Here is a 1,440-nt window from a genome sequence, read left to right as displayed (position 1 = left end):
CCCGCCTCCCGTGACGGGAGGCGGGGCCGGGCCCCTTCGCGTCCGCGGTACCGCGTCCGCCGTGCTGCGTGTTGGGGCGCACGGCGCCCGGGCCGGCTCCGGTCGGGAACGGCCGCTCAAAGCGTCCCCAGGGGGCCCGGAGCCGGCCCGGCGCCGTGCGCGAGGGCGGTCGACGAATCGACAGCCCGTCCGGGGCCCGCCGGAGCCCCGCTCTACAAAAGGTAAGACGTACCAGGGGGCGCAGAGTTACGCCAGGGGGGTGTGAGTTGCCTCTCTCCACTCTCCGTGTGCATCCGCGCACCCGTACGGCCGAGTGCATATCACACCGCACGGTCGGCGCGCGGCGTCACCCACCCCGCAGCCCTCGCAACCCAGCGTGATAGGAATCGTGGCAATCCGGTACGGACCGCCTGCGGAACGCGGCGCGGCGAACGGTCAGGGAGGGAGTGCGCAATGGCCAGGAACGTCGTAGTCACCGGTGGGGGCACCGGCATCGGCCTGGAGGTGGCCCGGCGCTTCGCTGCGGCCGGGGAGCGCGTGGTGATCGTGGGCCGCCGCCCCGGCGTCCTCGACCAGGCCGCGAAGGAACTCGGCTCGAACGTCACCCCGCTGGTGTGCGACCTCGCCGACCCCGACGCGGTGGAAGCCGCCCTGGACGCGCTGCCCGCCCGGATCGACGTCCTGGTCAACAACGCGGGCAGCCGGGAGACCGTGCTCGGCGCCGGACCGCACGCGGTGCTGGCCCGCTGGCGCGGCGACTTCGAACGCAACGTGCTGACCGCCGTGCTGCTCACCGAGTCCGTCCGCGACCGGCTCACCCCCGGCTCCGGCCGGGTGGTCACCGTCTCCTCCATCGCCGCGCTGCGCGGCGCGGGCTCCTACGGGGCCGCCAAAGCCTCCCTGCACGCCTGGAACCACTTCCTGGCGGCCCAGCTCGGCCCGTCCGGGATCACCGCCAACATCGTCGCCCCGGGCACCGTCGCCGGCACCGAGTTCTTCGGGCCCCGGCTGGACGACGCCGAGGTGGCCCGGCGCTCGGCGCGGACCCTGCTCGGCCGGATCGGCGAGTCGGGGGAGGTCGCGGCCGCGGTGTTCTTCCTCGCCTCGGCGGAGGCGGGGTTCATCACGGGGGAGATCCTGCACTGCAACGGCGGGGAACTGCTGGGGCGTTGAACGCACGCAGGGGCTCACGAGCCCCTGGCTTCACCCTGCTGGCTGGAAGGTGCGCAGGCGCAGGCTGTTGGTGAGGACGAAGACCGAGGAGAAGGCCATGGCGGCGCCGGCGATCATGGGGTTGAGGAGTCCGGTGGCGGCCAGGGGCAGGGCGGCGACGTTGTAGGCGAAGGCCCAGAAGAGGTTGCCCTTGATGGTGGTCAGGGTGCGGCGGGAGAGGCGGATGGCGTCGGCGGCGGAGCGCAGGTCGCCGCGGACGAGGGTGAG

Annotated in this window: 1 protein-coding gene and 1 pseudogene; one reads left to right on the top strand and one right to left on the bottom strand. The window is 73.8% G+C overall.

The features are described from left to right. The first annotated feature begins 453 nt into the window (after positions 1–453). Positions 454–1,173 (top strand): SDR family NAD(P)-dependent oxidoreductase, encoded by a 720-nt coding sequence (locus ACWEO5_RS38470; protein WP_344559411.1) that lies wholly within the window; start codon positions 454–456, stop codon positions 1,171–1,173. A 30-nt stretch (positions 1,174–1,203) separates the two neighbouring features. Here ACWEO5_RS38470 and ACWEO5_RS38465 read toward each other — a convergent pair. Next, positions 1,204–1,440, bottom strand: a pseudogene (locus tag ACWEO5_RS38465) (heavy metal translocating P-type ATPase); the annotation flags it as partial.

Source organism: Kitasatospora sp. NPDC004272 (assembly GCF_053603035.1).
The sequence above is the reverse complement of the archived record's forward strand: the minus strand, read 5'-3'. Positions and strand labels throughout refer to the sequence as shown.